Source organism: Allobosea sp. CS1GBMeth4 (genome assembly GCF_900185715.1).
Taxonomy (GTDB): Bacteria; Pseudomonadota; Alphaproteobacteria; order Rhizobiales; family Beijerinckiaceae; genus Allobosea.
Genome location: NZ_FYAS01000002.1, coordinates 29,727 through 56,197, shown reverse-complemented (window position 1 = coordinate 56,197; position 26,471 = coordinate 29,727). Strand labels below are relative to the sequence as shown.

General features: G+C 69.7%; 26 protein-coding genes. 15 read left to right on the top strand and 11 right to left on the bottom strand.

What is annotated here, in order from left to right:
- Positions 1 to 335: 335 nt before the first annotated feature.
- The 4 genes from CS1GBM4_RS00280 to CS1GBM4_RS00265 all read left to right on the top strand — a co-directional run bounded on the left by CS1GBM4_RS00280 (position 336) and on the right by CS1GBM4_RS00265 (position 7,450).
- Complete coding sequence (locus CS1GBM4_RS00280) at positions 336 to 1,478, top strand: dipeptidase (RefSeq protein WP_186416684.1); 1,143 nt, start codon at positions 336 to 338, stop codon at positions 1,476 to 1,478.
- Between the two features lie 282 nt (positions 1,479 to 1,760).
- Positions 1,761 to 4,265 (top strand): methyl-accepting chemotaxis protein, encoded by a 2,505-nt coding sequence (locus CS1GBM4_RS00275; protein WP_186416683.1) that lies wholly within the window; start codon positions 1,761 to 1,763, stop codon positions 4,263 to 4,265.
- Positions 4,266 to 4,389: 124 nt separating this feature from the next.
- Positions 4,390 to 6,573: a methyl-accepting chemotaxis protein gene (locus CS1GBM4_RS00270; protein ID WP_186416682.1), complete on the top strand. Its 2,184-nt coding sequence runs from the start codon at positions 4,390 to 4,392 to the stop codon at positions 6,571 to 6,573.
- Positions 6,574 to 6,646: 73 nt separating this feature from the next.
- A complete protein-coding gene (locus tag CS1GBM4_RS00265) occupies positions 6,647 to 7,450 on the top strand; it encodes an RNA methyltransferase (protein WP_186416681.1) in 804 nt (267 codons plus the stop codon).
- A gap of 65 nt (positions 7,451 to 7,515) precedes the next feature.
- Here the strand turns inward: CS1GBM4_RS00265 and CS1GBM4_RS00260 are convergent, their stop codons facing one another.
- On the bottom strand, positions 7,516 to 8,157 hold the full coding sequence (locus CS1GBM4_RS00260) for an IMP cyclohydrolase (RefSeq protein WP_186416680.1): 642 nt from the start codon (positions 8,155 to 8,157) through the stop codon (positions 7,516 to 7,518).
- Positions 8,158 to 8,320: 163 nt separating this feature from the next.
- The gene (locus tag CS1GBM4_RS00255) at positions 8,321 to 10,591 is read right to left on the bottom strand and encodes a TonB-dependent hemoglobin/transferrin/lactoferrin family receptor (RefSeq protein ID WP_186416679.1); all 2,271 of its coding nucleotides are present in this window, start codon (positions 10,589 to 10,591) and stop codon (positions 8,321 to 8,323) included.
- A gap of 359 nt (positions 10,592 to 10,950) precedes the next feature.
- Between CS1GBM4_RS00255 and CS1GBM4_RS00250 the strand changes: the two genes are divergently transcribed.
- Complete coding sequence (locus CS1GBM4_RS00250) at positions 10,951 to 12,243, top strand: NAD(P)/FAD-dependent oxidoreductase (protein ID WP_244606983.1); 1,293 nt, start codon at positions 10,951 to 10,953, stop codon at positions 12,241 to 12,243.
- A gap of 18 nt (positions 12,244 to 12,261) precedes the next feature.
- Here CS1GBM4_RS00250 and CS1GBM4_RS00245 read toward each other — a convergent pair whose 3' ends face one another.
- A complete protein-coding gene (locus CS1GBM4_RS00245; protein WP_186416677.1) occupies positions 12,262 to 13,212 on the bottom strand; it encodes a helix-turn-helix domain-containing GNAT family N-acetyltransferase in 951 nt (316 codons plus the stop codon).
- 146 nt (positions 13,213 to 13,358) lie between these two features.
- Here CS1GBM4_RS00245 and murI point away from each other — a divergent pair, with 146 nt between their 5' ends.
- From murI to CS1GBM4_RS00220, 5 genes are all read left to right on the top strand, one after another.
- Complete coding sequence (murI, locus tag CS1GBM4_RS00240) at positions 13,359 to 14,228, top strand: glutamate racemase (RefSeq protein ID WP_186416877.1); 870 nt, start codon at positions 13,359 to 13,361, stop codon at positions 14,226 to 14,228.
- Between the two features lie 64 nt (positions 14,229 to 14,292).
- Positions 14,293 to 14,517 (top strand): hypothetical protein, encoded by a 225-nt coding sequence (locus tag CS1GBM4_RS00235; RefSeq protein WP_186416676.1) that lies wholly within the window; start codon positions 14,293 to 14,295, stop codon positions 14,515 to 14,517.
- A 185-nt stretch (positions 14,518 to 14,702) separates the two neighbouring features.
- Positions 14,703 to 15,320: a 30S ribosomal protein S4 gene (gene rpsD, locus CS1GBM4_RS00230; protein ID WP_186416675.1), complete on the top strand. Its 618-nt coding sequence runs from the start codon at positions 14,703 to 14,705 to the stop codon at positions 15,318 to 15,320.
- Between the two features lie 154 nt (positions 15,321 to 15,474).
- Positions 15,475 to 16,056 carry a LysE family transporter gene (locus CS1GBM4_RS00225; RefSeq protein ID WP_186416674.1) on the top strand — a complete coding sequence of 194 codons (582 nt, stop codon included), beginning with the start codon at positions 15,475 to 15,477 and terminating at the stop codon, positions 16,054 to 16,056.
- Between the two features lie 166 nt (positions 16,057 to 16,222).
- Positions 16,223 to 16,468, top strand: a complete 246-nt coding sequence (locus tag CS1GBM4_RS00220; protein ID WP_186416673.1) for a hypothetical protein — start codon at positions 16,223 to 16,225, stop codon at positions 16,466 to 16,468.
- Positions 16,469 to 16,559: 91 nt separating this feature from the next.
- Here the strand turns inward: CS1GBM4_RS00220 and CS1GBM4_RS00215 are convergent, their stop codons facing one another.
- Positions 16,560 to 17,207, bottom strand: a complete 648-nt coding sequence (locus tag CS1GBM4_RS00215) for a Spy/CpxP family protein refolding chaperone (RefSeq protein WP_186416672.1) — start codon at positions 17,205 to 17,207, stop codon at positions 16,560 to 16,562.
- 235 nt (positions 17,208 to 17,442) lie between these two features.
- On the opposite strand from CS1GBM4_RS00215, the gene CS1GBM4_RS00210 reads away from it, so the two are divergent.
- Positions 17,443 to 18,441, top strand: coding sequence for a P1 family peptidase (locus tag CS1GBM4_RS00210; RefSeq protein WP_186416671.1), 999 nt, complete (start codon positions 17,443 to 17,445; stop codon positions 18,439 to 18,441).
- Between the two features lie 34 nt (positions 18,442 to 18,475).
- On the top strand, positions 18,476 to 18,841 hold the full coding sequence (locus CS1GBM4_RS00205) for a VOC family protein (RefSeq protein WP_186416670.1): 366 nt from the start codon (positions 18,476 to 18,478) through the stop codon (positions 18,839 to 18,841).
- A 60-nt stretch (positions 18,842 to 18,901) separates the two neighbouring features.
- Here CS1GBM4_RS00205 and CS1GBM4_RS00200 read toward each other — a convergent pair whose 3' ends face one another.
- On the bottom strand, positions 18,902 to 19,159 hold the full coding sequence (locus CS1GBM4_RS00200) for a YjhX family toxin (RefSeq protein WP_186416669.1): 258 nt from the start codon (positions 19,157 to 19,159) through the stop codon (positions 18,902 to 18,904).
- A gap of 378 nt (positions 19,160 to 19,537) precedes the next feature.
- On the opposite strand from CS1GBM4_RS00200, the gene CS1GBM4_RS00195 reads away from it, so the two are divergent.
- Entirely contained in the window at positions 19,538 to 20,326 is a 789-nt protein-coding gene (locus CS1GBM4_RS00195; RefSeq protein ID WP_186416668.1) for an ATP12 family protein, read from the top strand.
- Positions 20,327 to 20,343: 17 nt separating this feature from the next.
- Here CS1GBM4_RS00195 and CS1GBM4_RS00190 read toward each other — a convergent pair whose 3' ends face one another.
- The 3 genes from CS1GBM4_RS00190 to CS1GBM4_RS00180 form a co-directional block, all read right to left on the bottom strand.
- Positions 20,344 to 20,952, bottom strand: a complete 609-nt coding sequence (locus CS1GBM4_RS00190) for an ATP-dependent Clp protease proteolytic subunit (protein WP_186416667.1) — start codon at positions 20,950 to 20,952, stop codon at positions 20,344 to 20,346.
- A gap of 232 nt (positions 20,953 to 21,184) precedes the next feature.
- Positions 21,185 to 21,529, bottom strand: a complete 345-nt coding sequence (locus CS1GBM4_RS00185; protein ID WP_186416666.1) for an SRPBCC domain-containing protein — start codon at positions 21,527 to 21,529, stop codon at positions 21,185 to 21,187.
- Positions 21,526 to 21,840, bottom strand: a complete 315-nt coding sequence (locus tag CS1GBM4_RS00180; protein ID WP_186416876.1) for a metalloregulator ArsR/SmtB family transcription factor — start codon at positions 21,838 to 21,840, stop codon at positions 21,526 to 21,528. The genes CS1GBM4_RS00185 and CS1GBM4_RS00180 overlap by 4 nt, the downstream gene beginning before the upstream one ends.
- Before the next feature lie 173 nt (positions 21,841 to 22,013).
- On the opposite strand from CS1GBM4_RS00180, the gene CS1GBM4_RS00175 reads away from it, so the two are divergent.
- Positions 22,014 to 23,543 carry an acyl-CoA carboxylase subunit beta gene (locus CS1GBM4_RS00175; protein ID WP_186416665.1) on the top strand — a complete coding sequence of 510 codons (1,530 nt, stop codon included), beginning with the start codon at positions 22,014 to 22,016 and terminating at the stop codon, positions 23,541 to 23,543.
- A gap of 152 nt (positions 23,544 to 23,695) precedes the next feature.
- Here CS1GBM4_RS00175 and CS1GBM4_RS00170 read toward each other — a convergent pair whose 3' ends face one another.
- From CS1GBM4_RS00170 to CS1GBM4_RS00160, 3 genes are all read right to left on the bottom strand, one after another.
- Positions 23,696 to 24,103 carry a type II toxin-antitoxin system VapC family toxin gene (locus CS1GBM4_RS00170; protein WP_186416664.1) on the bottom strand — a complete coding sequence of 136 codons (408 nt, stop codon included), beginning with the start codon at positions 24,101 to 24,103 and terminating at the stop codon, positions 23,696 to 23,698.
- Between the two features lie 3 nt (positions 24,104 to 24,106).
- Complete coding sequence (locus tag CS1GBM4_RS00165; RefSeq protein WP_186416663.1) at positions 24,107 to 24,364, bottom strand: type II toxin-antitoxin system Phd/YefM family antitoxin; 258 nt, start codon at positions 24,362 to 24,364, stop codon at positions 24,107 to 24,109.
- A 66-nt stretch (positions 24,365 to 24,430) separates the two neighbouring features.
- Positions 24,431 to 25,327 carry a LysR family transcriptional regulator gene (locus CS1GBM4_RS00160; protein WP_186416662.1) on the bottom strand — a complete coding sequence of 299 codons (897 nt, stop codon included), beginning with the start codon at positions 25,325 to 25,327 and terminating at the stop codon, positions 24,431 to 24,433.
- Between the two features lie 103 nt (positions 25,328 to 25,430).
- Here CS1GBM4_RS00160 and CS1GBM4_RS00155 point away from each other — a divergent pair, with 103 nt between their 5' ends.
- Positions 25,431 to 26,420: a zinc-dependent alcohol dehydrogenase family protein gene (locus CS1GBM4_RS00155; RefSeq protein ID WP_186416661.1), complete on the top strand. Its 990-nt coding sequence runs from the start codon at positions 25,431 to 25,433 to the stop codon at positions 26,418 to 26,420.
- Positions 26,421 to 26,471 lie beyond the last annotated feature (51 nt).

Below are 26,471 nucleotides of genomic sequence, written 5' to 3'. Positions count from 1 at the left end.
ATGCGGGATACGATTGTGACGCAGAGCTACCAACGGTCTGTCCATTCGACAATCACCCCCGGCCACATTTCTGTCAAAAGCAATCTGCGCCACATTGCATATGCAATAGGCAGCCGATGCTGCGACCACGCCCGCATTCCGCGCAAGATGATTGCTCGACATGCAGCGCACGATTCGTCTCCGCCGGCTGCGGAGGCGCCGATGCCGCACCAACCAGGGCGCGAAATCGCCGCGCGGCAGCACCAGGGCCGGCCCTGAGCCGGGCCAAGGCTCTCGCCTGTCGGCGCCAGCGCTGCCACGATCGCGCTTCCGCGAATCCGCACCGAAGGTCCGCCATGGTTCTCGCCGCCCCTCCGCTCGCCGACGCAGCCCATGAGCGGGCGCTCGCCCTGCTGGCACGCGTCCCCCTGATCGATGGTCACAACGATCTGCCCTATGTCGTGCGCCTCGATCCGGCGGCGAAGGGCGACCTCGCCGCCTACGATCTCGGCAAGGTCCATCCCGAGACCGACACCGACATCCCGCGCATGCGCGCCGGCCGGCTCGCGGCGCAGTTCTTCGCCGCCTATGTGCCGCCGAACCATCCGAAGCCGGCCGGTTTCGCGCTGGCGCAGATCGCTCTGATGCGCCGGATCCTCGCGCGCCATGCCGACGTCTTCCGGCCCGGCCTCTCGGCCGACGACGTCGAGGCCGCGAAGGCGGAAGGGCGAATCGCGCTGTTCATGACGATCGAGAACGGCTCGGCGCTCGACAACGAGCTCGACACGCTCGACGCCTATTGGGATCTCGGCGTCCGGCTGATGACGCTATGCCACAACGACACGCACGACTGGTGCGATTCCGCGACCGACGCGCCGCGCCATGACGGCCTCAGCGCCTTCGGCAAGCAGGTGATCGGCCGGATGAACCGGCTCGGCATGATCGTCGACCTCGCTCATGTCGCGCCGAAGGTGATGCACGACGTGCTCGACGTCAGCGAGGCGCCGGCGGTCTGGTCGCACTCCAACGCCTTCTCGCTCTGCGACCACCCCCGCAACGTGCCCGACGACGTGCTCGACCGGGTGGCGGGCAAGGGCGGCGTCGTGATGGCGACCTTCGTTCCCGACTTCATCAGCCAGGCCTCGCGCGACTGGCATCGCCCGGCCAAGGACCAGTACGGCAAGACGCCGGAAGGGCTCGACTACAAGAAGGCCGAGGCCGAGATCGTCCGCACCGCCGGCCCGCGGCCGAAGGCGACGCTGGCGCAGTATTGCGACCATCTCGACTATCTCGCCAGGCGGATCGGCCACGACCATCTCGGCATCGGCTCCGACTTCTTCGGCGGCCTCACGCCGGACGGGCTCGAGGACGCCTCGACCTTCCCGGCCCTGATCGCCGAGCTGATCCGCCGCGGCTGGTCGGAGGAGAATCTCGCCAAGCTCGCCGGCGGCAACATGCTCCGGCTGATGCGCGCGGTGGCGAGCGCCGCAGCGCGCTGAACGCAGCCCGACGATCTGCCCCTCTCAGCCCTCATCCCCGAGGAAGCCGTGTGAGCGGCCGCCTCGAAGGATGGTCCGCCTACGCGATCGGTGATCGCATCGCAGGATGAGGGTTGAGAGAGGATGAGCGCCGGGAGTGGATGTGAGAGACCGAGGCGGCTTACGACTGGGCAAAATTAAGGCAAATTTTTAAGAGTATGCTGCCAAACCTGCAGGGCCCGCATCGCGCGCGGGGCCAGGGCGGCGCCCCTGTCCCGCGCCCAGTAAGCCCGGACAGACCTCGTGAACCTCTTCCCCGCCTCGATCAGGAACTATCTCGTCGCCACCATGGCGTGCCTGTGCCTGCCCGGACTCGGCGCGCTCGCCTTTCTCGCCGAGCAGGCGGCGGAGGATGTCCAGACCGGCCGCCGCCTCGTCGGGCTCGTCGCCGCCGACGAGGCCCTTCTCGTCGCGGGCAACACGATCCGCTCCAATCGCGGGCAGGCGCAGACCGCCATCCAGGTCGCGGATGATCCGGCCGCGACCCTGCGCAAGATCGAGCAGGCCAATCGCGACGAGCTGGCGCGCGCCAGGGCGCGGCTGCGGGCGACCGATCTCGCCGAGCGGGAGGCCCTGGCCGAGGCGATCGCCCAGCAGGAGAAGGCCGCCGAAGCCAGGCTGCCCGAGATGTATGCCGAGGCGGCCAAGCCGAAGGGACAGCGCAGCCTCGCCGCCACCATGCCCTGGTACAACGGCATCGGCGAGATCGAGACCGTGATGACCCGGGCCTCTGATGCGACGTCGACGGCGGTCCGCCTGTCCGATCCGGCGCTGGCCGACCTGCAGAACTTCAAGGCCGCCGCCTGGCGCGTGCGCTCGAGCTACGGCACGCAATGCTCGGTGCTGCGCCCGGTCTTCGGCAGCAACAAGCCGATGGATGCGGCGCAGCTGCGCCGGCTCGGCGAGATGCGCGGCGCCTCCGACGCCGGCGTCGCGCAGCTGAAGCAGCTCGCGGCGCGGCCGGGCGTTAGCCCCGAGCTGGTCGGCAAGGTCGGCGCCATGAATGCCGAGGTCGAAGCCGCCAACCGGCTGATGGACGAGCAGATCGGCCGCGTCGGCCAGGGCAGCGGCCCGGTCGTCGGCGCCGAGGAATGGACCAGGCAGTGCAACGGCCCGTTCAACATCATCCTCGCCGCCGTCGCCCAGTCCTTCGACGAGATGGAGAAGACGACGCAGGCGACGCTGGCGCGGGCCGGGACCCGGCTCGCCGTCACCGGCGGCCTGTTCCTCGCGCTGCTCGCCATCTGCCTGTTCAGCTGGCGCGGCCTGCAACGCCGCCTCACCCGGCCGCTGGTCTCGCTGAAGACGGCGCTCGACGGCATGCAGGCCGGCGACTTCGCCCAGAAGATCCCGGCCCCGCCCTGTCCCGACGAGATCGGTGCGCTCAGCGGCGCGCTCGAGGAATACCGCCAGAACGCGCTCGCGCTGGAGACCAACCGGCGTGACCGCGAGGTCGCCATGCTGGCCGACGCCGAACAGGCCGCCAAGGTGCGCACGCTGGTCGGCGAGGTCGCCGGCATCGTCGCCGCCGCCCGCGCCGGCGACTTCTCCGGCCGCGCCGAGGCCGGCGAGGTCGACGGCCCGCTGCGCGAGCTGGTCGAGGGCGTCAACGAGATCAACGCGGTGGTCGACGCCGCGACGACCGAGTTCGCGCAGGCGATGCAGGCGCTCGCCGCCGGCGATCTCACCCACCGCGTGACCACCGGCTATCGCGGCCGCTTCGCCGCGCTGCAGGAGGCGATCAACCGGACCGCCGAGCGGCTCTCGACGACGCTGCGCACCATCCAGGCCAATGCCTCCGATGTCGGCCTCTCTGCCCGCGAGATCTCGACCGGCGCCGACGACCTCTCGAAGCGCACCGAGGAGCAGGCCTCCTCGCTCGAGGAGAGCGCAGCGACCACCGAGGAGCTCGCCGCCTCGGTCAAGGCTTCGGCCCAGGCTTCGCAGCAGGCGGTGCGCCAGGCCGGCGAGGCGATGCAGGTCGCCCAGGACGGCGGCGCCATCGTCGGCGAGGCGGTCTCGGCCATGGCCCGGATCGAGGACGCCTCGAAGAAGATCTCCGACATCATCCGCGTCATCGACGACATCGCCTTCCAGACCAACCTGCTGGCGCTGAATGCGGCGGTCGAGGCGGCGCGGGCCGGCGATGCCGGCAAGGGCTTCGCCGTCGTCGCCTCGGAGGTTCGCACCCTGGCCCAGCGCTCGGGCGAGGCGGCCAAGGACATCTCCGCCCTGATCTCGTCCTCGAACGTCGAGGTCGAGGCCGGGGTCAAGCTGGTGCGCCAGGCCGGCGACGCGCTGACCCGCATCGTCGCCGCCTCGCAGGGCGTCCAGACGACGATCTCCGAGGTCGCGACCGCCTCGACCGAGCAGGCCAACGGCATCGAGGAGATGAGCCAGACCGTCGCCCATATGGACGAAATGACCCAGGCCAACGCGGCGCTCGCCGAAGAGAGCGCCGCCTCGGCGAACGCCCTCGCCGGCAAGATCGCCGAGCTCAACGCCCTGGTCGCGGCCTTCCGCACCGGCGACGAGATCGCGCCGGCCGCCGTCGCCAGCGCCCATTATGCGCCGTCCCGCCGCCCGGCCTCCCATATGCACGCCGCGGCCGCCGCCGGCGGCGAGCCGGAGCGCCTGCGCAAGCTCGCCGAAGCCGCCTTCGACCAGCACCGGACGGCGCCGCAGGGCGCTCCGGCCCGCAGACGCGTCAACGCCCGCTCGGACGACGCCGGCTGGGAGGAGTTCTAGCCGCACATCGTCGAGACCGATCGGAAGGGCGGGCCTCGCTTCGGGCGGGCCCGCCCTTCGCGTTTAGCGGAACGTTAAGCATGATTTCGTAGGCTCCTGCCTGCTTTCCGGCAGGCGAGAGGTCATGGCGTTGAAGTTCGCAAGCTCGCGCGCGGCCACGTCGCGCTTGACCATCCAGCTCAGGATCGCGCTGGTCAGCGTCGTCTTCGTCCTCGGCCTCGTGCTGATCGGCATCGCCTCCTGGACGGGCGGCGGCCGGCTCACCGCCGCCTTCGAGGACCACAAGGCCTATTCCGCTCTGGCTGCGCGCTCGCGCGAGGTGCGCGCCGCGAACTTCGCGCTGAAGGCCGCCAGCCGCGATGTCCGCTTCCGCCAGGAGAGCACCGATCTCGAGGATTTCGGCGTCGGCCTGGAAGCGCTGAAGCAGGCGGTCGCGCGACTGGACGCCGCCGCCGGGGCGGAGCGGGTCCGCGACGGCATCGCCGCGCTCGACGCGCCGCTGAAGGCGATCGAAGCCGATTTCGCCGTGATCGGCACGATGCAGCGCGCGCTGCGTGCCGCCGCGCCGGATGGTCTCGCCGCCCGGCTCGAAACCGCCGGCGACGCGCTGCAGACCGCGGTGCGCTCGCACAGCACCGGCTCCGACTCGCCCGACCTCGCCCGGCTTCCCGGCATCCTCGCGGCGCTGCGCCGGATCGATGCCGCCTATCGGCTGACCCTCGACGAGAGCCTGCTCGGCCAGTGGGAGGTCGAGCAGGGGCGCTTCGAGCGCGCGCTCGGCCGCCCGAGCGTCCCGGCCGAGGCGAAGGCCGAGATCGAGCCGGCGTTCAAGACCTATGCCGGGCTCGTCCCCGACTGGAGCAAGGCCGAGAAGGAGTTCATGCTCGCCGCCGAGAAGCTCTCCGGCCAGTTCGACCTGATCGCCCCGCCGCTGCGGGAGCTCGAGGGCCGGCTCTCGGCGCAGGAGGCGGAGGCCGGCACCCGCCTCGCCGAGGCGCAGTCCTGGACGCAGGCGGTTATCCTGGCGACGATCGCGGCGGCGCTCGTGCTCGGCCTGATCGCCGCCTTCATCGTCGGCCGCACCACCGCCCTGCCCCTGCGCCGCCTGCGCGACGCCATGCTGATGCTCGCGGCCGGCGATTACGAGGTCGCCATCGCCGGTCTCGCGCGCCGCGACGAGATCGGCCAGATGGCGCAGGCCGTGCAGGTCTTCAAGGAGAACGGGCTCGCCGTGCAGCGGCTCGAAGCCGAGACCAGCGCCGGCCGGGCCGAGGCCGAGCGCCAGAACCTCGCCATCGTCAGGCAGCGTGAGGAGGCCGCGGCCGCGCAGGGCGCGCTGCTCGGCGAGCAGCGCCAGGTCGTCGGGCTGCTGGCCGAGGCCCTGGCCCGTCTTTCGCAGGGCGACCTCACCGTGCGGATCGAGGACGCGGTCGCGGCCGATTACGAGGCGCTGAAGCAGGATTTCAACAGCGCGATCGAGCGGCTCGCCGCCACCGTCGATGCGATCAAGGCGACCTCCGTCGAGGTCGCGACCGCCGGCCGCGAGATCACCAGCGGCGCCGACGATCTCTCCAAGCGCACCGAGGAGCAGGCCTCCTCGCTCGAGGAGAGCGCAGCGACGACCGAGGAGCTCGCCGCTTCGGTCAAGGCCGCGGCCGACTCCTCGCGCCAGGCCGCCAGGCTTTCGCAGGAGGCGAGCGGCATCGCCCGCAAGGGCGGCGCCATCGTCGACGACGCCGTTCAGGCCATGGGCCGGATCGAGGACGCCTCCAGGAAGATTTCCGACATCACCTCGGTGATCGACGAGATCGCCTTCCAGACCAATCTGCTGGCGCTCAACGCCGCGGTCGAGGCGGCCCGGGCCGGCGATGCCGGAAAGGGCTTCGCCGTCGTCGCCTCCGAGGTGCGCACCCTCGCCCAGCGCTCCGGCGAGGCCGCAAAGGGCATTTCGGCCCTGATCCAGGCCTCGAACGCGCAGATCGGCGGCGGCGTCGAGCTGGTGCGCTCGGCCGGCGCGGTGCTGAGCGAGATCGTCGAGGCCTCGCAGCGCGTCGCCACCACGGTCGCCGAGGTCTCCGCCGCCGCGGCCGAGCAGGCCAGCGGCATCGACGAGATGAGCCAGACCATCGCCCATATGGACGAGATGACCCAGGCCAACGCCGCGCTCGCCGAGGAAAGCGCCGCCTCGGCCGCTGCCCTCGCCCAGCAGATCGCGCGGCTGAACGGCCTGGTCGCGGCCTTCCGGACGCAGCCCGGCGGCCATGCCGGCAACGTCGTCGACCTCGCCCGCGAGCGCCGCCGCGCCTGATCGAGGCAGACCGGTTGACGCAAGCCGCACGGCCGGCGCATGGCTGCGCCCTTGTTCAGGAAGCAGCCTTCTCATGACCGGATCCGGCACCGACCGCACCCGCCCTCCCGTCGCCGGCAGCGGCCCCGTCATCATCCTCGTAGAGCCGCAGCTCGCCGAGAACATCGGCATGTGCGCCCGCGCCATGGCGAATTTCGGCCTGACCGAACTGCGCCTCGTCGCGCCGCGCGATGGCTGGCCGAGTGGCGGCGGCCTCAAGAAGGGCGCGACCGCCGCCGCCTCGGGCGCCACCCACATCCTCGACAATGCCCGGCTCTTCACCGATGCCGCCAGTGCGATAGCCGACCTCAACCATGTGCTGGCGACGACGGCGCGCGAGCGCGGCCAGATGAAGCGCGTTTTCACCCCGGCCGAGGCGATGCCGAATCTCAGCGAGCGCATCGCCTCGGATGAGCGCGTCGGCATCCTGTTCGGGCGCGAGCGCATCGGCCTGACCAATGAGGAGATCAGCTTCGCCGACGCGATCCTGACCTTCCCGGTCAACCCGGCCTTCGCCTCGCTCAACCTGGCGCAGGCGGTGCTGCTCTGCGGCTATGAATGGCTGAAGGCCAGCGGCGGCGAGCCCGGCTTCCGCGAGAACAATCCCTCGCCGCCGGCGACGCGCGCCACCATCCTCTCGATGTTCGACTATCTCGAGGGCGAGCTCGCGCGCTGCGGCTTCTTCCCGCCCGGCAAGAAGCCGATCATGACCGCCAATCTGCGCGACATCCTGCACCGGCTCGGCATGACCGAGCAGGAGGCCCGCACCCTGCGCGGCGTGTTCAAGTCGCTGGCCGAGGGGCCGAAGGCGGGACGGGGCGGCGAGCCGAAAGCCTGAGGCAGCTGCGCATCCCGCGCCGGCGGGCAGAGCGCTTCAGCCCGCTTCCCCGAGCGGAAGTCCTTTCATCGGCCGGGGTTCAGCGTCCCGACCTCGATGCCGTTTTCGCGCATGACGGCAGCCGCCGCACAGACTGGTTGCTCGAACTGTTCGAAGACCGAATTCTTCATCACATGCTCGCAGATCCTGCCAGCTTCGGCTGCGCGAAAAGACCTATCAAGCTGCTCCGACGATGGCATCGGAAACTCATAGGTGGTGATATAGGCCATCTGACCCGGCTCCACCGCCACGGGCGTGACGCAGAGCGACTGCGCCGTCACGCTTCCCAGCCAAAGCCGATCTGCCGCGACGTCCAGCAACCCGCAGATGCGAGGGGTGTCGTTGTCGTCGAACTCGCGATCCAGCCCCGCCAGAACGGCCAGCATCGCGTCCCTCGGCGTATTGCCCGCCTTCAGCCTTTCGAAGACAGGCCTGGTGTGAGTGCCGTTGCTGACGACCGCGAACCGGTCGTTCCAGACGATGCATTCGTACGCGATGTAGGGACTGTCGGAAGCCTCATCCAGGCTCCCGGCATGCGGCACGATCTGGATGGAACGCCCTGACTGCCTCGCCGCCCTGTTGGGAAAGGACCGACTGGAAATGCGATAGGCAACGGCCTGTCGTCCTTCGGGAGTGCGCCCAACACCGACAATTCGACCGACGTACATGCCAAGCCCTCTATCGCTCGGCTCGGGGCTTACATGCGGCAGGATGGAGGTTCAATTGTCTGTCCGTCTCCGCACGGCAGCCATGCGCTCGCCGCGGCCCCAGCCCTCCACAAAAAAGCCGGCCCCGCAGGGCCGGCCGAAGTGAGTCTCGAAACAATGGCGCTCAGAACTGGTATTTGAGCGTCGCCTTCACCGTGCGGCCCGGCTCGCTGTAATAGTCGCGCGCCTGCGCCAGCACGCCGGTCGGGACATTGGCCGCGTCGAAATACTTGCGGTCGAAGATGTTGTAGACGCCGAGCTGCAATTCGAGGTCCGCGATCTGCGGCAGCGGCCGCCACCAGGCGCTCGCGTTGAAGATCGCGTAGCCCGGCGCCTTGAAGCCGGCATTGGTGCCGGCCGTCGCCGCGACGTGGTCGCGCCGGCCGGCGAGCTTGGTCGAGAGCTCGGCGCCCCAGACCTCCGTGCCATAGGCGATCGCGACGATGCCCTGCATCGGCGGGATCGAGTTGAGATAGGTGTGGTCCGTGGTGTTCTTGCCGCGGGTATAGGCGAAGGAGCCGCGCACCAGCCAGTTCGGCGCGAAGGCGTACTGCATCGTCGCCTCGACGCCGGAGATCTCGGCGCGCGGGATGTTGCGGTAGCTGGTGATGCCGCCCTGCGGGTAGAGGCCGCCGACGCCCGGGGCCTGGGTCTGCAGCTGCTCGATGAAGTTGCGGTAGTTCGTGTAGAAATAGGTGACCGAGCCGCCGAGCTGCTTGTCGCCGAAGCGGACGCCGGCATCGACGCCGCTGCCCGTCTCCGGGCGCAGCAGCGGATTGCCGGTGCGCAGATAGGTGCTCGGCCCGCCGAAGCGGCCGTAGAGCTCGTCCGCGGTCGGCGCCCGGAAGCTCTTCGCCCATTGCGCGAAGAGGGTGACGTCCTTGACCAGGGGCGCGTTCTTCAGCACGTCGTATTCGAGCCGGATGCGCGGCGACCAGCCGGATTCGCTCGAGGACGGCGGCAGGCCGGCCGGGCGCGAGCCGCCGAGCGAATAGGCCGGCGTCTGCTGCGGCTTCTCCTCGTACCAATCGAAGCGCACGCCGGGCGTGAGGCGCAGGCGGTTGTCGAGCAGGCCGATCTCGTCATGGACGTAGAGGCCGACGAGCCTGCCGTCGACCTTGGGCTGGTCGGCCTGGTTGGTGAACAGGTTGTTGCAGGCGGTGAACGCGCCGGTATAGGAGCCGCTCGCCGGCCGCGGCGGGCAATTGTCGACGCCGGACGAATACTGCTCCAGCGTCGACATGCGCAGCTCGGTGCCGAAGGTCAGGCGGTGCGAGGCCGGCCCCGTCTGGAAGCTCTTCACGCCATAGGCGTTGAAGCCGTAGGCGTTCTCCTCGTTCTCGTTGTCGCGGGCATAGGGCCCGACGATGCTGGTATAGCGCCAGGCGTTGACGAGGTCGTTGCGCTTCAGCCGCTGCCAGTAGAGGTTGGCGTGCGCCTCGTCGAGGAAGCCGCCGGGCTGCCTGTAATCATAGGTCAGCGAGACGCGGTTGCGCTCGACATCCTCGCCGGTCCGATAGGAGCCCGGACGGAAATTGCCGGTCAGCGAGACCGTGCTGGTGCGGGTCTGGACGCGGTCGGCGCGCTTGAACAGCTCTGCGGTCAGGCCGAAGCGATGCGCCTCGCCGAGCTGCTGGTAGAGCTTGCCCAGGAAGCTGTACTGATTGAAATCGGCCGGGTTCGGCGCCGTGCGGGTCGCGCCGATCGAGTTGAGGCTGCCCCGGTTGTCGATCTCGTGGCCGTTGCGGAAGCCGGCCTGCAGCAGCACCGAAGTGCCGCCCATGCGGGCTGCGGCCGCCGCGCTGCCGAACCAGGCCCGGTCGGTGCTGTCATAGCCGGTCTTGGCGAGCGCTCCATAGGAGCGGCCATTGCGGATGATGTCCTCGGGGTCGAGCGTCCGGACAGCGAGCGCGCCGCCGAGCGCCCCGCCGCCCAGTGTGGCGCCGCCGCTGCCGCCGCGCAGCAGGTCGAGCGACGACAATGAATCGAAGTCGAAGGCGTTGGCGCCGGCGCGGCTGAGCCGGGTGTCGATCAGGAAGGGCTGGCGGATGCCGTCGATCGTCGTCAGCACGCGCGCCCCGTCGAGTCCGCGAATGTTGAGCGAGCCGTTCTGGCGGTTGAAGGTGATGCCGGCCTCGACCCGGTTGGAGAGGTCCGTCAGGCTCTGGACCTGCTGCCGGTCGAGCTCGGTGCGGGTGGTGGTGGTCGTCGTCGGCCCCTGGACCAGCGGCGCCGCCTCGTGCTCGCCCTGCACCGTGATCTGGTCGAGCACGACCTGGTCGGTCGTGGCCGGCGGAGCCGGGCTGCGCTGCTGCTGAGCGATGGCCGGCCCTGCCGCCAGCATCAACACGCCAAGCGCCACGCCATGGCGCAGCCCGCTGCAATCAGTCCCCATCGCCCGTATCCCGTCGCTGAAGGCGTCCGCCACCAAGTGGAGAGACAATCTACAATCGTTGAAAACTAAAGCGAATGCCTTAGTTTCACCATCAGCGGTTAGTTAAATGCAATTTGACTGTCAATAGACTCCGAGAAGACGGAATAACTACTTAGATATTGGATTTCTAAACAAAGATTATCCTTATTCTAAAGCGAACCGCCGGCAGTCCTCGCCGCATCGCTCACGCTTCGATCGCAAAGCTGTGATGGCCCTGCTGCGGCCCCAATCGCGGCAGCTTATTGCAGCGCGAAGCGCGGCTGGCATCATGCCGTCACCGCCATGGATCACGCTGCATGCTCGATCGCCGGAGACTGTTGATGGGTGCGGGCGCGCTGCTGGCGAGCACCGCCGGCGCACGCTCTCCCGCCCGCGCCTCCGAACCCGACGTCATCGTGATCGGGGCCGGCGCAGCCGGCATCGCCGCCGCAAAGCAGCTCCAGGCCGCGGGCCGCCCGACCATCGTGCTGGAGGCGCGAGACCGGCTCGGCGGCCGCACCTTCACCGATTCCTCGCTCGGCCCGTCCTATGATGCCGGGGCGATGTTCATCCACTGGGCCGAGCGCAACCCCTGGACCGAGATCGCCCGCGAGCTCGGCGTGGCGACGCCGAACGAGAGCTGGGGCGGCGGCTTCCAGCTCTTCCAGAACGGCAGCCCGATGCCCGCCGGCGACCGCGCCCGGCGGCGCGGCGCCTTCGGCGAGATCGACCGGCGGCTGGAGAGCGCCGACCTGCGCCAGCGCGATCTCTCGATCGCCGACTTGCTGAGCGGCCTCGGGCCGGAGCTCGCGCCCGTCGCCTCCTCCGGCCTGCTGCTCTCGATCGGCGAGGAATCGGCGCGCATCTCGGCCCGCGACTACCAGCGGCTCTGGTCCGGCGAGGATTACGTCGTGCCGAGCGGCTACGGCAATCTCGTCGCCCGCTACGGCGCCGGGCTCGACATCCGTCTGAATCAGCCGATCACGGCGATCGACTGGAGCGGCCCCGGCGTCGCCGTCACCACCGCCGCGGGCACATTGCGGGCGCGCGCCTGCATCGTCACCGTCCCGGTCGGCGTCCTGAAGGGCGGCGCGATCCGCTTCAAGCCCGAACTCCCGGCCCGCAGCCGCGACGCGCTCGCCGGCATCGGCATGGGCGCGCTGACCAAGATCGCGCTCAAGGTCGAGGGCGACCGCTTCGGCGTGGCGCCGGGCACCACCTATTTCGAGGCCGGCGCGGCCGAGCGGCTGATCAGCTTCGAGCTGTTCCCCGACGACCGCGATCTCGTCATCGGCTATTGCGGCGGCGACTATGCCCGCGACCTGTCGCGCGCCGGCCCGGCCGCGGCGCGCGAACAGGTCGTCGATCTGCTCGCCGGCATGGTCGGGGGGGCCTTCCGCAAGGCGGCCGGCCCGGTCTCCTTCCCGGCCTGGTGGACCGACCCGTTCTCGCTCGGCTCCTATTCGGTCTGCCTGCCCGGGCACGCGGCGGCGCGCGACATCCTGGCGGAGCCGGTCGGCGGGCGGCTCTGGTTCGCCGGCGAGGCGACGGCCGGCGGCGGCGCGATGACGGCCGGCGGGGCGACGCTCGCGGGGCGGACGGCCGCCGCCGCGGTGGCGCGCCTCAAGGCGTGAGCGGCCCCGACATCCTGCTCAGGGCGAGAGATCTGCGTCCTCATGGAGCTCGCGCTCCCAGTTCTGTCCGACCAGATCCTTCCCGAAGGAATGGTGCTTCTCCTCCGCCACCAGCCTGAAGCCCTCGGCGATGTAGATGGCGCGGGCGGCGTGCAGGATGTCGTTGGTCCACAGCACCATGCGGCGATAGCCGGCGGCGCGGGCGAAGGCGAGCGCCTCCCGCACCAGGCGCTTGCCGAGCCCGAGCCCGCGCGCCCGCGCCTCGACCAGGACCAGCCGCAGCTTCGCCACCTCGTCGCTCTCGCGCACGACGAAGGCCGAGCCGACCGGCGTGCCGTCCAGCTCGGCGATGAAACAGCGTTCGCCGCCCGGCCGGAACTCGCGCAGGAACTTCGCCGCGATCTCGGCGACGAGCGCCTCGAAGCTCATGTCCCAGCCATATTCTTCCGCGTAGAGCCGGCCATGAGCGGAGATCACCCAGCCGATGTCGCCGGGGCGATGCTCGCGGATCAGCACCGCGGGCCGCGGGCTCGCCGCGCCCGACAGCAGCGCCTGCGCCCGTTCCAGCGCGCCGACCAGCGCCGCCCGCTCGCCGGCCCCGAGCCGCGCCAGGATCGCGCCGGCCTGGCGGCGCGAGGCTTCGTCGAGCGGCGCGAAGGCCTCGTGCCCGGCTTCGGTCAGCCGGAGCTCATAGGCCCGGCCATCGCCGCCGGCCTTCGCCCGCTCCAGCCAGCCGAGGGCGGCGAAGCGCTTGAGCAGGCGCGAGAGATAGGCCGGATCGAGCCCGAGCTCGCGCGCCAGCTCGCCGGCGCGCCAGCCGTCACGCTGGGCCAATTCGTAGAGCACGCGCCCCTCGGTCAGCCCGAAGCCGGAGCCGTGCAGGTCGCCACCGAGCGCGCCGACGAAGCGCGTATGGAAGCGGCCGAATCGACGGATCGTCGCAATCGCGGGCACGTCGGCGGCTGGCATGGCTGGCTTCCTTTCAATGCCAGCAGGACGCCAGTTAATGGACCAAGTCAACTAAATTCCCGCTTTGTGCTTGGCCCCGGATTCACCGCTCCTTAACCGGGCGGGCGCCCAATCGCAGACACGCGGACGCCACGAGCATGAGTGCGATGCAGGTCGATCTTCTGGCCGGAGCCGGCTATGCCGCGCCGGTGCTCTCCTTGCGAACCCCGACCGTCCTGGTCTTCGACTCCGGCCTCGGCGGCCTGACCGTGCTGCGCGAGGTCATGCGCCAGCGCCCCGATGCCGACATCGTCTACGCCGCCGACGACGCCGCCTTTCCCTATGGCCGCCTCGACGAGCCGGCGCTGATCGCGCGCGTGCTCGATGTGATGGAGCGCCTGGTCGAGCGCTTCCATCCCGATCTCGTCGTGATCGCCTGCAACACCGCCTCGACCCTGGTGCTGCCGGCGCTGCGGGCCCGCTTCGCCCTGCCCTTCGTCGGCACGGTGCCGGCGGTGAAGCCGGCGGCCGAGCACACGCGCAGCCACCTGATCTCCGTGCTGGCGACGCCCGGCACCGTCGCCCGCGACTACACCCACGACCTGATCGAGCATTATGCCGGCGCCTGCGAGGTCACCCTGGTCGGCGCGACCCGCCTCGCCGGCCTGGCGGAAGCGGCGCTGACGGGCGAGCCGGTCGCCGACGCCGAGATCGCCGCCGAGATCGCGCCCTGCTTCGTCGCCCGGGGCGGACGGCGCACCGATGTGGTGACGCTCGCCTGTACGCATTATCCGCTGCTGCTGCCGCGGCTGCAGCGTCTCGCGCCCTGGCCGGTCGAGTGGATCGACCCCGCCCCGGCGATCGCGCGGCGGACGGCGCAACTGCTCGGGCCGGCGCGGCCGCGCCCCGGGCCGGCCTCGACCCGCGCCGTGTTCACCGGCGGCGCGCGTCTCTCGGGCCCTGCGTATATCGCGCTCGCAGGCTTCGGCCTGGCGCGGATCGAGACGCTGCCGCTTCCATCCGCGCTCCCGGCCTGATCCGGAACCGTTCCGGGCCGGAGGCGTTGATGCTGCCACAATCGGCATCGAGAGGGAGAGTTCGATGAGGAAGCTGATCCTGGCCGCCATCCTCGGCTGCGGCGCCATGCTGCTGGGACCGGGCGGCATCGGCGACGCCCAGGCCAAGCCGAAGGGCTGGCACGGGCACAAGGGCCATCATTACGGACACGGCTACGGCCCACGCCGGCATTACGGCTGGCAGCGCGGCCGCCATCTCGGCTGGTACAAGCACCCGCATCATCGCCGCGGCGCCTATTGGCGCTATTGATGCCGGCTCATTGACATCCGCGGCCATTTCCCCCATAGGCACCTCCGTCGCGCGGCTCCTCACGGGGCCGCGTGGCGTTTTCCGCACCCGTGATCCGCTTCTCTTCGGAGGCCGGATCTGTCGCCCCGGAAACGGGGACAGGAGGGCGCGGTCCTCAACACTCGCGAACCAAGAGGACACGCGACATGTCGAAGCGCCATGAGGCGAAGTACAAGATCGACCGCCGGCTCGGCCAGAACATCTGGGGCCGCCCGAAGAGCCCGGTCAACCGCCGCGAATACGGCCCCGGCCAGCACGGCCAGCGCCGCAAGGGCAAGCCGTCCGATTTCGGCACCCAGCTGCGCGCCAAGCAGAAGCTGAAGGGCTATTACGGCTCGATCTCCGAGAAGCAGTTCCGCCGCTACTACGCCGAGGCGATCCGCCTCAAGGGCGACTCCGGCGAGAATCTGGTCGGCCTGCTCGAGCGCCGTCTCGACGCGGTGATCTACCGCGCCAAGTTCGTCCCGACCGTCTTCGCCGCCCGCCAGTTCATCAACCACGGCCACATCACCGTGAACGGCAAGCGCGTCAACATCGCCTCCTACCAGGTCAAGCCGGGCGACGTGATCGCGGTCAAGGAGAGCTCGCGCCAGCTCGCCATCGTGATCGAATCGGCCGCGCTCGCCGAGCGCGACGTGCCCGACTACATCGACGCCGACCACACCAAGTTCTCGGCCACCTACACCCGCACCCCGACCCTGTCGGACGTGCCCTATGCGGTGCAGATGGAGCCGAACCTGGTCATCGAGTTCTACTCGCGCTGATCCGGAACATCAGCCGGAGCGCGCAAGCCTCTGGCGGGATTCATGGAACGGGCGGCCCCGCAAGGGCCGCCCGTTTCGTTTCGCCGGCCCCGCGAACGCCGGCGGGCTGATCGAGATCAAGGCGCCTCGACGGGCTCGCAGCCATGGTCGAGCGATGAGCAGCCTCGCCTTCGTCCTCGCCACGCTCTCCCTGCTGGCCACGCCCGGCCCCACCAATACGCTGCTCGCCACCGCGGGCGCCGAGGCGGGCCTGCGCCGGTCGCTGCCGCTGCTGGCGGCGGAGCTGGCCGGCTATCTGCTCGGCATCCTGCTGCTGCGCTTCGCCCTGGGGCCCGTCGCCGCCGCGCAGCCGGTCTTCCTGCATCTCCTGCACGGCCTGGTCGCCGCCTATCTCGGCTGGCTCGCCCTCTGCCTGTGGCGGCGCGGCGCATCCCTCGCGCCGGCCGGCCGCTCCGTCACCGTCCGCCGCGTCTTCGTCACCACCCTGCTCAACCCGAAGGCGATCATCTTCGCCTTCGCCATCCTGCCGGCAGGCGGTGGGCCCGTCGCGCTCCTGCCCTGGCTCTGGGCGCTCGCCGGCCAGATCATGCTCGTCGGCTTCGCCTGGACGGCCGCCGGCAGCGTCTTCCAGGAGCGCCTGCGCAGCCCTGCCGGCAGCCGGCTCGGCTACAGGACCAGCGCCGCCCTCCTCGCCGTGATGGCCGGCGCGATGGCGACGCGCGCCTTCGCGATGTGACCGGCGCCGCCCCCCGATCGCTGGCGCTGCCCTCCCAGGCCGCGTGCGTCACGCCCTGCAGGCGTTCGCCCGCGATCAAGGAGCCGGGCATGTTCCGCAAAAGTGGTTCCCACTTCTGCGGAACATGCTCTAGCCTCCATCCTCCCGCCACTGGGATCATCGCGCCATGAAGACGCTCATCCTCGCCGTTCTCGCCCTCGGCCTCTCGGCTCCGGCCTTCGCCCAGAGTCCGAGCTGCAACCTCCAGGCCACCGAGAAGAAGCTCGCCGGTGCCGCCAAGACCAGCTTCCTGACCAAATGCGAGAAGGACGCAGGTGCGGCCTGCGACAAGCAGGCGGCCGACAGGAAGCTCTCCGGCGCCGCCAAGACCAGCTTCACGACGAAATGCGTGAAGGACGCGGTCGGCACCTGAGGATCGGCCGGAGACCGGACGAAGCCCGAGGGCCCGCAAAAAAGGGCGGCCCTGCCGGACCGCCCTTCGTCTTACCGGATCGTCCGGACCGTCAGGTCCGGTCGTCGTCCTCGTGCCAGCGGTCGCGCCAGCGGCGCGGGCCGCGATCGTCGTCGCGATCGTCGCCGCGGCCGTGCCATTCCATCCAGCGTTCGCGCATCTGCATCATCCGGCCGCGCCCATCCGACATGGCCTGGCGCACGGCCCGGCGGGCCACGGTCTTCTGCTCGTCCGACAGTGTCGACCAGAGCGGGCGCACCGCGTCCGCCATCTCCTTGCTGCGGGCGGCCCGCTCGGCCTGGCGGCTCGCCATCATGTCGAGGCGCTCCATGATGTCGGCGTCGCGGAAATTCTCGCGCTGCTCGCGCATCCTGGCGAAGCTCTCGCGGCGCTGCTCGGCATGGCGCTTGATCAGCGCCTCGACCTTCTCGAAGGCGGACACCTGGTCCGGCTTCAGCTTCAGATCGGTCCGCAGCTGGGCGAGGCGCTCGTTCATACGGGCCGTGGCGCGCTCGGCCTGGCGCTGGCGCCATTCCTCGCGGCGGTCGGCCCGGTCGCCGCGCTCGCCACGCGGTTCGCTGCGCTCCTGTGCCGGCGGGGCGCTGCCGGGCGCGGCCGGGATCGGCTGCGGCTGGGCGATCGCCAGCGTCGCGGCGACGGCCGCGGCGCCGGAAGCGGCGATGAGGGCGATGCGTTTCATGGAAGCTCTCCGTCTGCTCTTGTCGAATACGGGTCGCTGGCGGGTCTCGAAGCCGGGTCGCGATGATGCCAGGGTGCGGGAGCCGACCTGACCCGGCTGTGGCGCGAGGATGACAAGATCGTAATGTCGGCACGACGCGCCGGCGAGCGGGAAGTTCCCCGAGTCGCCCCCCTGCGCCGAATCGGCGCACGATGCCTTCAGGACCGGAAGCGGACGATCGGCAATGACTGCAGCCATGCGCAATCTCATCACCGATGTTCGTGGCGTTATCGTGGGCAATGCCGACGACGCGGCCGCCGCGACCGGGGTGACCGTCGCCCTGTTCGAGCGGCCGAGCATCGCCTCGGTCGCCGTGCTCGGCGGCGCGCCGGGCACGCGCGACACCGCCCTGCTCGAGCCGGGCATGACGGTCGAGCACATCGACGGGATCGTCCTCTCCGGCGGCTCGATCTGGGGGCTCGCCGCCGCCGACGGCGCGATGAGCTGGCTGGCGCGGGAGGGACGCGGCTTCCCGATCGCCGGCTACCACGTGCCGATCGTGCCGCAGGCGATCCTGTTCGACCTCGCCAATGGCGGCGACAAGCCCTTCGCCCGCGGCGAAAGCGAGGCGCCCTATCGTCGGCTCGCCGCCGCGGCCTGCTCGGCCGCCGCGTCCGAGTTCGCGCTCGGCAGCGCCGGTGCCGGCTACGGCGCGACCACGGCCACCCTCAAGGGCGGGCTCGGCTCGGCCAGCGCGATCGCCGCGACCGGCCAGATCGTCGGCGCCCTGGTCGCGGTCAATGCGGTCGGCTCGGCGACGATCGGCGATGGCCCGCATTTCTGGGCCGCGCCTTACGAGCACGATCGCGAATTCGGCGGCCGCGGCTGGCCGGCGGCGATCCCGGCCGAGGACCTCGCCTTGCGCTTCAAGGGCGGCCCCGGCGCCAACACCACCATCGCCCTGGTCGCGACCGACGCCGCCCTCACCAAGGCGCAGGCCAAGCGCATGGCGCTCTGCGCCCATGACGGGCTCGCCCGCGCGCTGCGGCCCGTCCACGCCCCGCTCGACGGCGACGTCGTCTTCGCCGCTGCCACCGGCCGCAGCGGCGCCCCGTCCGACGCCTTCGCCCTGACCGAACTCTGCGCCACCGCCGCCGATGTTCTGGCCCGCGCCGTGGCACGGGCGGTATACTGCGCCGGTGCCCTGCCCTTCCCGGGCGCGAAGCCGGCCTGGCGCGACAGGTTCGGCGCATAGCCGGCGACGCCGCCGCAATACGAAGGAGCGAGCGATGGCCAGCGTCCGTTATTTCGTGGTCGAGGTCGACGAGGCGGTGCGGTTCTATGTCGACCGGCTCGGCTTCGCGCTGAAGCAGCAATTCGGCCCGGCCATGGCGATCCTCGAACGCGGCGACCTGACGCTCTGGCTCGCCGGCCCCGGCGCCTCGGCCTCGCGGCCGATGCCGGACGGCGGCAAGCCGATCCCCGGCGGCTGGAACCGCTTCGTCATCGAGGTCGAGGATCTGGCCGGGCTGGTGGAGGCGCTGCGCCGCAAGAGCGTGCCTTTCCGCAACGAGATCGTGACCGGGCCGGGTGGCAAGCAGATCCTCTGCGAGGACCCCTCTGGCAATGTGATCGAATTGTTCGAACCGGCCTGAGCGCTCTCGCGGCCCCTCGCTCCAGATGGAGACGGGAGGGCTCGCGCCCTCCCGCATCCGTCAGCGGTTGTCGGCCTGCGAGCGGACGGCGAGCCGCCCCCGTCGCGAGATCCGGTAAGGCCCGCCCTGGCGCGACTCGATCAGCCGTTTCCGCCTGAGGCCGGCGAAGATGGCGAGCGTGCAATCGCTCAGGACGTAGCCTTCATGGGTGAAGCAGTCGATGTGATGGATGCGGCCGTCCTCGCCGCGAAGATGGCGGATCTGCCCGCCACGGGCCAGCACGTGCAGCACGCGCTGCTCGCCCCGCGAAATGTTCATGTTGGTAGAGCCTGTGCATGGAACCATGACAAGCGCAGGAGTGACAGCGGGCCCGAGCATGCTTCGCAAAAGTGGGAGCCACGTTTGCGAAGAGACCTTGCTCTACGTCGAGTCTGCGCGAATTCCTCTCGTTCGACCGGTCCGGTCGAACGGAATGCGCGCTGGGCTCCGCTCGTTCACACGGCGCTGGATCAGGTCTCGCCGTAGCGAAACCTCACCGGGTTCCCACAGTCTCCAACATGAAACCCTCTTGCGGATCGCGCGGACGCCTCGCATCCGGGGAGCAGGCGTTTAGGCCGCCGCCGGGCGCGCGTCAATGCCACGCGGCCGCCCGACGCCGGCTTCGCTCCGCCATGCGGATGCGCTATGGAGCTCGGCATGTCGACCGATGATTTCCTCTCCCGTTTCGGCGCCGCCGGCCAGCGCCAGCCCGACCCCGTCGCCGCCGCCCAGCAGGCGATGCGCAATCCACTGCCCAGGCGCTTCTACGAGAAGGCCGAGCTTGTCGAGCGCGACGGGCTGTTCCACGTCGCGCTCGACGGCCGCACCGCCCGGACCCCGGCCCGCAAGCCGCTCGCCGTCGCCTCCCGGGCCGTCGCGGAGGCGCTGGCCGCCGAATGGGACGCCCAGACCGAGCAGGTCGACCCCGCCCGCATGCCGCTGACCCGGCTGGTCAACTCCGCGCTCGACGGCGTCGCCGACCAGCACGAAGCCGTCCGGGCCGAGATCGTCCGCTATGCCGGCAGCGACGCGCTCTGCTACCGCGCCGGCGAACCGGAGGCGCTGGTCGAGCGACAGGATGAGGTCTGGAACCCGCTGATCGCGGCGCTGGAAGAGCGCATCGGCGGCCGCTTCGTCATGGCGCAGGGCGTCGTCTTCGCGCAGCAGCCGCAGACCGTTCTGGATGCGGTGGGCGAGCGCGTCGCTGCGATCCCCTCCCCGGTCGCGCTCGCCGGTGCCCACAACGTCATGACCCTGACCGGCTCGACCATCCTGATGCTCGCCCTCGCGGAGGGGCTGATCGACGCCGAGGCCGCCTGGGCCGCCGCGCATCTCGACGAGGACTACCAGAGCGAGATCTGGGGCCAGGATGAGGAGGCGGCCGAGCGCCGCGCCATCCGCCGCACGGAATACGACGCCGCCGTGCTGCTGCTGACGCGGGGGTAGAGCCGCCGGCTGCCCGATCATGCTCCAGCTGCCGTCGGCTCGCTCAGCACACGGTCGATCAGCCCCCACTCCCGGCCCTCCTCGGCGGTCATGAAGCGGTCCCGATCGAGCGTGCGCTCGACCTCCTCCTCGCTGCGTCCGCAATGCCCGGCATAGAGCCGGATCAGGCGCCGCTTGGTCTTCTGGATCTCCTCGGCATGGATCAGGATGTCGGAAGCCTGCCCCTGCGCGCCGCCGAGCGGCTGGTGCACATGCAGGCTGGCATTGGGCAATGCCGCGCGTTCGCCCGGTTCGCCCGCCATCAGCAGGAAGGAGCCCATCGAGCGGGCCGTGCCCATGCAGAGCGTGTGCACGGGCGAGCGGATGTATTGCATCGTATCGTAGATCGCGAAGCCGCTGGTGACGACGCCGCCCGGCGAGTTGATGTAGAAGTGAATCGGCCTTTTCGGGTTCTCGGCCTCGAGGAACAGCAATTGCGCGCAGACCAGCGCGGCGCTGGCATCGTTGACCTCGCCGTTGAGAAAGACGATCCGCTCGCGCAGCAGGCGCGAATAGATGTCGAAGGAGCGTTCCCCGCGGGTCGACTGTTCGACGACCATGGGGACGAGTTGCATCGTGCCGTGCATCGACGACCTCCTCGGTTCTGAAGGCTTGTAGACCTAGTTCGGGTGCGAGGGGCCCCCGCTCAGGACACTCCCGAGCCCTCGCCATCAATCACCGTGTCATCCCGGACGGTGCGCAGCCGAGATCCGGGGTCCCTCCCTGAGCCTTCCCGAACGAGGTTCAGGAATGGCCCCGGATCTCCCTCCGGTTGCCCGGGACGACCCGCGCCGCTTCCGAGAAAGCCCCCGAATCATTTCAAGCCGCGCGTGCCATAAGCGGCTGATTGCTGTTCGCAGGCGGCGGCCGCTGCTCGGCGAGCCTCGCATCGGTGAGGCCATGGATGATCCGCAATTCCGTCCCGCCCTCGCTCGGCGCAAGCCGGAAGGTCACGACGCTTTCGAGGAAGGGCGGCTCCTCCTCCCTCAGCCGGTAGCGCACCTCCTCGCCCGGCACGGCGGAGAGCGCCTCGGCCCGCGCCGGCAGCCAGCGCTCGCGGAAGGCCGGAATGCTGAGCGCCCGCCAGACCTTCTCGGGCGGCGCATCGAGCTGGTATTCGAAGACCAGTTGCCTGGTCGGATCCTGCGTGTCGCTCTCGCTCATTGGTCCATGTCCCGCAGCAGATCCTTGAGGGCGTCGATCCGCGCCGGCCAGTAGGCGCGGTATTTCGCCAGCCAGTGCGCGATCAGGGCGAGCCCGTCCGGATCGACCTCGTAGTTGATGAAGCGCCCCTGCCGCTCCTCCCGCACCAGCCCGGCCTGGCGCAGCACGGCGAGGTGCTGCGACATCGCCGGCTGGCTGATCGCCATGCCCTCGCGCAGGGCGCTGGCGTTCATGCCGCCGGCCGCCAGCTTCTCGAAGATCGTCCGGCGGGTCGGGTCGGCCAGCGCCCTGAAGATGTCCTGTTCCATCACGGAATAAACATAAGCATACACTTATCTGACGTGCAAGCGGTCCCGTCGCGGCTGCGTTCGCCGGGCAGACCCGCGCAGCCCGCCTTGCACCAAAGCCGCAGGCGCGCGCGATGGACAGTCCGGCCTTCCGCGCTTAATCCGGAAAGCCACATCGTTCGGCTCGCGGGGGCTCCATGAAGGACATTCTCGAACAGCTCGAAGGCCGGCGCGCAGGCGCGCGTCAGGGCGGCGGTGAGCGCCGGATCGAGGCGCAGCACAAGCGCGGCAAGCTGACGGCCCGCGAGCGCATCGAGCTCCTGCTGGACAAGGACTCCTTCGAGGAGTTCGACATGTTCGTGCAGCATCGCTGCGTCGATTTCGGCATGGACAAGGCCGAGAAGATCCCCGGCGACGGCGTCGTCACCGGCTGGGGCACGGTCAATGGCCGCACCGTCTTCGTCTTCTCCAAGGACTTCACCGTCTTCGGCGGCTCGCTCTCCGAGACCCACGCCCAGAAGATCACCAAGATCCAGGACATGGCGCTGAAGATGCGCGCGCCGATCGTCGGCCTGTTCGACGCCGGCGGCGCCCGCATCCAGGAAGGCGTCGCGGCGCTCGGCGGCTATGGCGAGGTCTTCAAGCGGAACGTCCAGGCCTCGGGCGTGATCCCGCAGATCTCGGTGATCATGGGCCCCTGCGCCGGCGGCGACGTCTACTCGCCGGCGATGACCGACTTCATCTTCATGGTGCGCGACACCTCCTACATGTTCGTCACCGGCCCGGACGTGGTGAAGACTGTCACCAACGAGACCGTGACGTCGGAAGAACTCGGCGGCGCCAAGGTCCACACCTCGAAGTCCTCGGTCGCCGACGGCTCCTTCGAGAACGACGTCGAGGCGCTGCTGCAGGTGCGCCGGCTGATCGACTTCCTGCCGGCCAACAACACCGTCGGGGTGCCGGAATGGCCGAGCTTCGACGTGCCCGACCGCGTCGACATGAGCCTCGACACGCTCGTCCCGGACAATCCGAACAAGCCCTACGACATCAAGGAGCTGATCCTGAAGGTCGTCGACGAGGGCGATTTCTTCGAGATCCAGGAAGCCTACGCGAAGAACATCGTCACCGGCTTCGCCCGCATCGAGGGCCGCACCGTCGGCGTCGTCGCCAATCAGCCCATGGTGCTGGCCGGCGTGCTCGATTCCGACGCCAGCCGCAAGGCGGCGCGCTTCGTGCGCTATTGCGACGCCTTCGAGATCCCGATCGTCACCTTCGTCGACGTTCCCGGCTTCCTGCCCGGAACGGCGCAGGAATATGGCGGTCTGATCAAGCACGGCGCCAAGCTGCTCTTCGCCTATAGCGAATGCACCGTGCCGCTGGTCACGATCATCACCCGCAAGGCCTTCGGCGGCGCCTATGACGTCATGGCATCGAAGCATATCGGCGCCGACGTCAACTATGCCTGGCCGACGGCGCAGATCGCGGTGATGGGCGCCAAGGGCGCGGTCGAGATCATCTTCCGCGGCGGTGATGCCGAGACGATCGCGCGCCAGACCAAGGAGTACGAGGACCGCTTCATGTCCCCCTTCGTCGCGGCCGAGCGCGGCTATATCGACGAGGTGATCATGCCGCACTCGACCCGCCGCCGCATCGCGCGGGCACTGGCGATGCTGCGGACGAAGTCGGTCGAGCGGCCGTGGCGCAAGCACGACAATATTCCGCTGTAGTTGCGGGCTTTCCCCGCGCGGGACTGCAGTTTAGCCGGCGAAACTGCACAATTCCTGATGACGCGCGCAGCCTGACCCGAGAGGCAGCGCACTTCGACCGGCCCTTCGCATCCCGATCAATCCGATCGGTTCCATGTCAAGCTGCCCATCGCTCAGGCGGCTGAAAACGGGTTGAGGAGAGGAACGTTCAGCCCCTCGAAATCTCGGATATTGCGCGTGACCACCGTCAAGCCGTGAACGGCGGCGGTTGCTGCGATCATCGCATCCTCGATGATCTCGTCTGACTTTCGGTGCATCAGCTTGGCCCAAGCACGAAAGACATCGGCATTCATGTCGAGGATATTATAGGTTTGCGCGACCTGCTCTAACCAAGCCTCGATTTCCGCTGCCTTTGCAGCGTCCTGCTCGCGGGTCAACTCGATACCCGCCTGTATCTCTCCCACGCTGACAGCAGAGAGATAAAGATCGGCATCCGCCACGCCTTCCAACCAAGCCAGCACGGCGCCATGTGGCCGCGGCCGTCGCAATTCGGAGACGACATTGGTATCGAGGAGGTACATGCGTCACCCGAGCTCCCCCGCCTCGCGCCGGCGGAGTCGACCGCGCCTGGGCAAATCCAGATCGACGCGGGCCTCATCTGCGAGCAGCAATTCCTTCAGTGTCGGCTTCGCATTGCGCCGAAGTCGCTCCCACTCCTTCAGTGGGACCAGAACCGCCGCGTCGGCTCCTCGCTTGCTGACAATCTGGGGACCTTCCTTGAGACAGGTCTCGAGCAACTCGCTGAAGCGCGCCTTCGCATCCTGCACCGGCCAGCTTTTCATTCGTCTCTCCACGTGCGAACCAGCCTAGTCAGATAACTAGTCTCTTCTTCTTATTGCACAAGTGCCTCACATCAGCCCCGGCAGCTCCGCCGCCAGCGCGTCGATCGCGACGCGCATCTTCGGCGGCAGATGCGGCGTCTGCAGCCAGAGCGCGTGCACGTCATAGGGCAGCCGCCCTTCCTCCGGCAGCAGCTCGACCAACTCCCCGGATCGAATCCGCCCGCGCACCAGCCATGACGGCAGCCAGGCCAGGCCCGTCCCGAATGCCGCCGCATCGGCGATCGCCCCGAGATCGTCGAGCCGCAGCCGGTGGCGCGGCATGAGTTCGGCCGGCGGCCCGCTATCGCGGGGGAACAACCAGGGCCGCACGCGGCCGGAGCGGCGATAGACCACCGCGTCGTGATCAGCGAGATCGGCAAGCTCCGCCGGGCGGCCATGGCGCTCGAGATAGGACGGCGCGGCGCAGACGACCATGCGCTGGCGCGCGAGGCGGCGCGTCACGAGGTGGGCGGCGTCGTGCAGGTCGCCGGTGCGGACGGCGAGATCGTGGCCGCCCTCGGCGAGATCGACGAATCCGTCGGCGAAGGAAAGATCGAGCTCCAGCTGCGGGTGGCGGCGCGCCAGATCGAGCAGGATCGGCAAGACGCAGTGCCGCCCGAACAGCACCGGCAGCGCCACCCGCAATCGGCCGCGCGGCTCGCCCAGCTGGTCGGCGGCAAGCGCGTCCGCCGCCTCGGCCTCGGCGAGCACGCTCCGGCAGCGCTCGTAATAGGCGCGGCCGAACTCGGTCAGGCTTTGGCGCCGCGTCGTGCGGTTGAGCAGGCGCAGGCCGAGGCGCTCCTCCAGGAAGCGGACATGCTTGCCGACCATCGGCGCCGACAGGCCGAGTTCGGCCGCGGCCGCCACGAAGGAGCCGAGATCGACCGCCCTGACGAAGACGGCCATGCTGGTGAGGCGGTCCATCATTCGAAATCAATGGTTCCGATTATCGGTGACGGAGCGCAATTTATCGCAGGGAGGCGCGCAGCCATAGCTCATTCATCCCCTTCGTTTTGGAGTTTCGAGCATGGCCCGCACGATCCGTTTTCACCGCCATGGCGGCCCCGAAGTCCTGAGGATCGAGGATATCGACGCCCCGCCGCCCGGCCCCGGCGAGGTCCGCATCCGGACCAGGGCGCTCGGCCTCAACCGGGCCGAGGCCCTGTTCCGCGCAGGGAGCTATATCGAGCAGGCGCAGTTTCCCTCCGGCATCGGCCTCGAAACTGCCGGCCTCGTCGAAAGCGTCGGCGCCGAGGTCGACTGCGTCTCTCCAGGCGACGCCGTCAGCCTGGTGCCGCCGCGCTCGATGCGGCGCTGGCCGGTGCATGGCGAACTCGTCACCGTTCCCGCCGAATTGGCGGTCAAGCACCCGCCGACGCTCGGCTGGGAGGCGGCCGCGGCGAGCTGGATGCAGTATCTCACCGCCTATGGCGCGCTGATCGACATCGCCGGGCTCGAGCAGGGCGAGCACGTCGTGATCACCGCTGCATCGAGCAGCGTCGGCCTCGCTGCGATCCAGATCGCCAACCGGATCGGCGCGATCCCGATCGCGGTGACGCGGACCTCGCGCAAGGCGCAGGCGCTGCGCGAGGCCGGTGCCGCCCAGGTCGTCGCATCGAGCGAGGACGATATCGAAGCGCGGCTGAAGGAGATCGCCGGTGAGGCCGGCATTCGCGTGGTGCTCGACGCGGTCGGCGGCCCGGCCTTCCTGCCGTTGACCGCCGCGATGGCGCGCGGCGGCACGCTGATCAACTATGGCGGCCAGAGCCGGGAGGCGACGCCCTTCCCGCTGTTCGACGTGCTCCGCAAGAGTCTGGTGCTACGCGGCTTTCTCGTCCACGAGATCACCGGCGACGCCGCGCGCCTCGCCGCCGCCAAGGCCTTCATCCTCGACGGTCTCGGCGACGGCTCCCTGAAGCCGGTCATCGCCCGCATCTTCCCGTTCGAGGAGATCGTCTTGGCGCATCGCTACCTCGAATCGAACGAGCAGTTCGGCAAGGTCGTGGTGACGCTGTGAGGCTCCCTCCGGTCGCCTGGGACGAGCCGCGTTTTCCCGACAGGCTCCAAA